Source organism: Vibrio sp. ZOR0018, assembly GCF_963865925.1.
Classification (GTDB): Bacteria; Pseudomonadota; Gammaproteobacteria; order Enterobacterales; family Vibrionaceae; genus Vibrio; species Vibrio anguillarum.
On the sequence record NZ_CAWMCN010000157.1, the window covers coordinates 23882 to 30227 of the forward strand.

5 protein-coding genes and 1 tRNA gene are annotated in these 6346 nt (G+C 41.5%); 3 read left to right on the forward strand and 3 right to left on the reverse strand.

Going from position 1 to position 6346, the window contains the following annotated elements; translation table 11 throughout:
• Positions 1-7: 7 nt before the first annotated feature.
• Positions 8-376 (reverse strand): late competence development ComFB family protein, encoded by a 369-nt coding sequence (locus tag AACR75_RS17775; protein ID WP_013867802.1) that lies wholly within the window; start codon positions 374-376, stop codon positions 8-10.
• Positions 377-490: 114 nt separating this feature from the next.
• On the opposite strand from AACR75_RS17775, the gene AACR75_RS17780 reads away from it, so the two are divergent.
• Together AACR75_RS17780 and AACR75_RS17785 are read left to right on the forward strand one after the other, a co-directional pair.
• Positions 491-1855, forward strand: coding sequence for a GGDEF domain-containing protein (locus AACR75_RS17780; protein WP_017049558.1), 1365 nt, complete (start codon positions 491-493; stop codon positions 1853-1855).
• Positions 1856-2030: 175 nt separating this feature from the next.
• Positions 2031-2243 carry a cold-shock protein gene (locus AACR75_RS17785; protein WP_013867804.1) on the forward strand — a complete coding sequence of 71 codons (213 nt, stop codon included), beginning with the start codon at positions 2031-2033 and terminating at the stop codon, positions 2241-2243.
• 81 nt (positions 2244-2324) lie between these two features.
• Here AACR75_RS17785 and AACR75_RS17790 read toward each other — a convergent pair.
• Positions 2325-2399, reverse strand: a tRNA-Gly gene (locus AACR75_RS17790).
• A 163-nt stretch (positions 2400-2562) separates the two neighbouring features.
• Positions 2563-4560, reverse strand: coding sequence for a methyl-accepting chemotaxis protein (locus AACR75_RS17795; RefSeq protein WP_047691216.1), 1998 nt, complete (start codon positions 4558-4560; stop codon positions 2563-2565).
• A 244-nt stretch (positions 4561-4804) separates the two neighbouring features.
• Here AACR75_RS17795 and AACR75_RS17800 point away from each other — a divergent pair.
• Positions 4805-6346 (forward strand): fatty acid cis/trans isomerase (locus AACR75_RS17800; protein ID WP_047691223.1); only part of this gene is annotated, 1542 nt, incomplete at its 3' end.

Sequence of the window (6346 nt, forward strand, 5' to 3'; positions counted from 1 at the left end):
AACTCCTTTAAGACTTGTTTGTTTCAATAATCGGCTTCTCGAACCACTCTAGTTCTAAGTTATCGTCAAAGCGCAATTGGCCTAGAATGATAGGAATATCATCTTCTCTGTGTCTACGTCGATCATTAACGATCATGCTTTCCGCCGATTCAACGGCAACTTGTGCATTCTCTTTAAGTATGACCAATTTTTCTTCAGGTAGCGCAGAGAGAAAATCTATGTCGTATCGAATATAGATCGGTCTCAATTGAGCAAGGGATAAGCAAGCGAGATCGGCAAGCTGCTCATTATCATAGTGATTTACATACTTATCTTCAGCCAATACGCGTCCGACAAGTGTTTCCATGTAATTATGTACATCAACACTGATTTGCATCCTTACACTCCTTCCTCTTCGTACTAATCAAAATATTTAGATAGAACTTAGCAGTAACAACTTAGCGTACCTTGGTGATTTTATACAACTTTTAGATACGTTGTCGTCTAAACTTTGTTCAAGTGCTCGCTTTCATTTAGTAAGTCTAGCAAAAAGCTTGGCAATCTATTAAATAAAAGTATGCTATGGGCCTTATTATCAATTTTAATTTTAAATGCCACAAAGGTCATATTTGTATTATTAATGCCGACAAGTTTTGTATCATCTCATTGGTTTCGATTCTTATTCCCAATAGGGTTGCTAATAGCCATTATGTTGGGGATGGAAAACGTCATTCTGATCACTAGCGCCAATATTGGCTTCGCTAGTAACCTGCCTTATATTCTTTTCACGGTAGCAATCGCATTAGGACACATTTTTAAGCAAGGGCGTTTGGCTATGATCTCGACAGCGATGATGGTGGCCTACGCAATCATCCAGTGGCGCTTACAGATGCCCCTTTCTACGGGAACAACCTTGCTAGAGCTTTCGTTATTAAGTTTGTTATTACCCGTTTTGTGTTTAGTACCTTATGCGTTAGGAAGTAATGCTACTGTATTGAGTAAAACTTATTGCTTATACATCGCTATTTTGCTGCTGTTAATGTTTTGGGCCGTTGTTACTTTGATGTACGTCAGTGATGGCGGATTTGAGAATTTTAGCCAAGTTTTTTTAGTAACTATACCGAAAATATCGAAATTGCCATTTTTGTTGGTGATGTACCTCTTGGCATTAATTGGGGTCTCCGCAATATTTGTGCTCACGCGAAACCAGATCTTAGACACCAGCATTTACGCCAGTATTTTACTTTCCTCCGTCACCTTTATTTTTTTCCACGTGAGTTATATCTCAAGCACACTTTTCTCTCTAGCCGGGGTTTTATTGATCTTATATCTAATTTCGGCGGGCCATAAAATGGCGTTTATTGATCGCTTAACGGGTATCCCAGGTCGCCACGCCTTAGATCTTGACATCAAATACTTAGGCAAAAAATATGCGATAGCGATGCTAGATATAGACCATTTTAAGCAGTTCAATGATCGCTATGGTCATGACACTGGTGATGATGTGCTTAAGTTGATTGCTAGCCGTTTATTGCTGACTCAAGGAAACGCACGTGTTTATCGCTACGGTGGTGAAGAGTTTACCATCCTATTTAAAGGAAAAAATGCACAGCAAGCTGCAATCTACTTAGATTTGCTTCGCAAAGATATTGAACAGTACCAAATGGTCATTAGGAACGCAGAAGACAGACCAAAAGACGATAAGCTCGGTTCCAAGAAGCGTGAGCAGAAAACACCATCAAATCTTGTCTCTATTACGGTTAGTATTGGCGTTGCTGATAGCTACGCCTCAGAAAAACCTGAAGCAGTATTAAAAATTGCGGATCAAGCGCTCTATAAAGCTAAACAAAATGGCAGAAATAGAGTTGAAGTATGAACAGTTACCTTGATTTAATGCATCACATTTTGGTATAGAAATCGCAAAATTTGATATTCAACAAGGCGTACATCACATTCACAGAAACTTCATTAGATTGTGCAAAATACTTTGGTTAAGTTATTCATGTTGCAACTGTTTCGCAACGTCAAAACAACATAGCAAGAGTAAGATTATGAGTGAAAAAGTAAACGGAATTGTAAAGTGGTTCAACCAAGACAAAGGTTTTGGCTTTATTACCCCAGATAATGGCAGCAAAGATGTATTTGTACATTTTTCCGCTATTACGGGTGAAGGGCGCCGCAACTTAGTCGATGGCCAAAAGGTGAGTTTTGTAATCACTGATGGTCAAAAAGGGCCACAAGCTGAGAGCGTCAGTCCCGTTTAAATTTTTAAAAAGAACGACTCTAATCCACTCTTTCTAGGGTGGATTTTTTGTTTCTAGTAGACTGGATAAATACGAGAATATTGGAGCGGGCAGCGGGAATCGAACCCGCATCATCAGCTTGGAAGGCTGAGGTAATAGCCATTATACGATGCCCGCGCACCGAATTGACGCTGTCACTATGCCACAGTTAGCAAAAAAGAAAACCCATTTTTTATCAAAACCCGTTCAAGCGAACAGTAAATAAACAAAGTAAATTCAATTGGTTGAGATTTGTGTGCTTTTGGTTGTTTTTAAATCAATTGCATATCTACTCTTGCGTTTAAATTTTGAACTTTTCCATTTCTTGATTGAGTACAGTGACATTATCTTTTACTTGCGCTGACGTTTGGTTTGAGATTTGGCTAATACTTGCCACACTTTCCACCGAATTGACAACCTCTTGCATGAATTGAGTCATTTGGTGTGTTGATTGTTGTTGCAGATCGGCCGCCGAGGATAACTGGTGCATTTCCTTATCTAAGGCCGTTATTTTTCCTTGTACGTCCATCATTTTGTTGAAGGCGTGGATGGTCTGCGCCGCACCTTCATTGGCAAGGTTCTGACTCATGTTAATTTCATTGACCACAGCCGCAGTCGCTGACTGTATGGCGTTTATAATAGTGTTAATTTCTGTGGTTGATTGAGTGGTTCGAGTCGCCAGCAACCTAACTTCATCCGCTACCACAGCAAAGCCTCGTCCATATTCTCCAGCTCTTGCGGCCTCAATCGCCGCATTTAAGGCCAGAAGGTTAGTTTGTTCCGCTAATCCCTCTATTACTTCGGTCACACGCCCAATCGATTCGCTTTCTCGACTAAGATCGAGCACCAATTGCGTTGCCTTTTGTATGGTTTGATCAAGCTTATCAATACTTTTTCTATTTTGTTCTAGCGCCGAGGCTCCCTCTTTGAGCTCATTTTGTGATAACAAAAGAGATTGCGTAGATTGTTCAGCTTTTTCTGCGGTCGCCATAGAATACTGCGCCACATCGCTCAAACGTACTGTAACCTGCTCAATACTTGCTCGCTGCTGCTGTACTTGCTGCCGAGTGTTTGAGTTATAGTTCAGAAGCTCATCCATGTTTTGACTGACCTGTTGCGCTTTGGTACTGACTCCCTGAACGATCGTTCGCAGTGAGTTGTTCATATTGTTTATCGCGGCGGTAAGCTGAGATAGCTCGTCGCTACCTTCACACAAAAGTGCTGGTTGAGAGACATCTCCTGCCGCAATAATTTCGGCTCTCTTTCCAATTCGACTCACTCTGCGGCCGATATTCTTACCTAAGTAATTGGAAAGCAAAACAGCAACTGAAACAGTCACGACAATCATGATAAATAACACGTTAATCACATTACTAATGCTACGACTCATCCTTTCGCCACTTTGCTCTGCTTTTGATTGTTGAGTGGCGATAACATCTTCAAGACGGTTAGTCATTTTATCTACGGCAGGCATAAGTTGTGTGGCCATTTTTTGATTGACGCCGTTCCATTGCTCAGATTGGCGTATTGCAATCACCTGCTGTGCGAGTGGGAAATAAAGCTGCTGCATCTCATTAAATAATGACCAAAGACTCTGTTCATCATCCGATAGCAAAGAGGACTTTTCCACAATTTCAGCAACAGATTGGTTATGAGAGTTAATCAGGTCTTGATATTTTTCGAGATGTTCAGGCTTCGCATACAGTAAGAAATCTCGCAACGATGCCAGTGCATTAGCTAACGAATTATAGCTGTCAGCATACAATTTAAAGAGACGTTTCCGCTCCCCTCCTTCTTTGTTAGTCGACTCGTCGTTAATCAGCCCTTGTAACTGGTCAAGGGCAACTTCTGCTATGGGGGCGGCCTCGTTAATGAATAATGTGTGGGCAGGTAAATTATCCTCACTTTGGCTCAGTAATACGATGCCTTGGATATGCGCTTTGATTGCTGCCCATTCGCTTATGATCGCGGTGTATTGCTCACTGAGAATCAGCGTTTCTAACACCGGTACCGTTTTGTCCATCTGTCCAATAATAGTTTCAAGTTTTGTCAGTTGCGTTGCACCCACTGCACTTTGAGAACCCACCAATAAATAGGCGCGTAACGTTGAAATAACCTCTTGCATCGACTGCTGAATATTTCGACTAGTATTCACGGTTGGCAGATCCGTTTGCAGCAATGAATTGGTGTGAGTTTCGACTTGCGTAATACTGCGATAGGTAAAAAAGGTCGAAATGATAAGAAGCACCACCAGCAATAAAAAACTTAATTGCAACTTCCCTGATATCGAGAGTTTCATCCTTTGACTCCTCAAAATTTTCTTCGTTTAACTATAGCGGGTTCAATGGGTTTATTAAATGCGTATAGCCAATGCGAGTCTACCGTATACTCGTTTTATAATCCTAAATTGAGCATTCGTTCAGTTGTGGCGTTTATTCCACTCGGGCTATTTATCATCCCTAATGCGCTATTTTCATCGTTTTGTGGTGCATTTTGTTAATCTTTGCTTTAATTGGGACAAATATTCCTTAATTTCTCATGTTATGTCTTTTCATCGACTTATTATTCTTAGCATCGTGTTTTTTTCAGGATGTGCAATGTATGCGGGCTTGAACTATGACCAACTGTTTGGTGAAGCAAGCGTTCAGTCAAGACAATCGCCAGTAGATTCAAAAGAAGCCTCTTTCTTTTTAAGTGATGTTAAACCCATCATCGATCAGCGCTGCGTGGTCTGTCACGCCTGTTATGATGCGCCCTGCCAGCTAAAAATGTCTTCAGTTGAAGGGATTGATCGTGGAGCCAGTAAAGCGTTGGTTTATCATGGTACGCGTCTGACGGCGTCGGCTCCTACCCGTTTGTTTGAAGATGCACAATACACAGAGCAGTGGCGAGATTTTGGTTTTCATCCTGTGCTGAATGAGAGATCTCAAACGCCTACCGCGAATCTAGAAGCAGGATTAGTCGCGAAATTATTAATGCAAAAAGAGGAACATCCGTTACCAGAACAAGATCAGCTAAAAGGTTTTGATTTTTCGATAGATCGCGAACAAGTTTGTCCAACAATTGAAGAGTACGGACAGTACAAACAAGATCACTCAACGTGGGGAATGCCTTATGGCATGCCAAATCTTAGCCCTCTTGAATACAATACGCTACTCACGTGGCTCAGAGATGGCGCAATCATGAATGGTCATATTCCGCTCACTTCTGATCAGGAGAAATCGGTTGCGCAATACGAAAACTTTTTAAATGAAGGTACAGCAAAGAATCAGTTAATGGCTCGTTATATCTACGAGCATCTTTTTCTTTCTCACCTTTATTTTTCTGAACTTGCTGGTCAGCCTAGATTTTTCATTTTGATACGTTCGACAACGCCCCCGGGCGAGCCGGTTAACCGAATTGCGACAAGGCGTCCTTACGATAATCCTGGTGTAGAACGCGTCTACTACCGTTTGATTCCTGAGCAAGGCAGTATCGTAGATAAAACTCATTTACCCTATGCGTTGAATAAAAAACGTCTTGATGATTGGCAAGCATGGTTCATTCAACCTAATTATCAAGTCTCGGTTTTGCCTAGCTATGATATTGAAGTTGCCGCCAATCCGATGACGGCATTTGATGCCCTTCCGGTTAAAGCACGCTTTCGATTTATGTTAGACAATGCTCAAAACACCATCATGGCTTTTATCAAAGGGCCAGTGTGTCGTGGCCAGCTAGCCCTGAATGTTATTAACGACCATTTTTGGGTGTTCTTTCTAGACCCAGAGAAAGCTGATTTACCCGAAGTGAATCAATTTTATCGCTCGCAAGCCGCGAATCTAAAACTACCAAGCGAGTTGGAAAGTAACACGTTGCCTATTACTCATTGGGTCCGTTATGCGCATCAACAAGCACGTTATTTGAAAGCAAAGTCTGAATTTACTAATCAGTGGTTCAAAAATGGCGAGAACTTAACCACGGATGTACTGTGGATGGGTGATGGCTATAATCCGAATGCGGCACTGACTATTTTTAGGCATTTCGATAGTGCATCGGTAGTGCAAGGTTTGGTGGGAGAAAAACCCAAAACAGCATGGGTTTTAGAC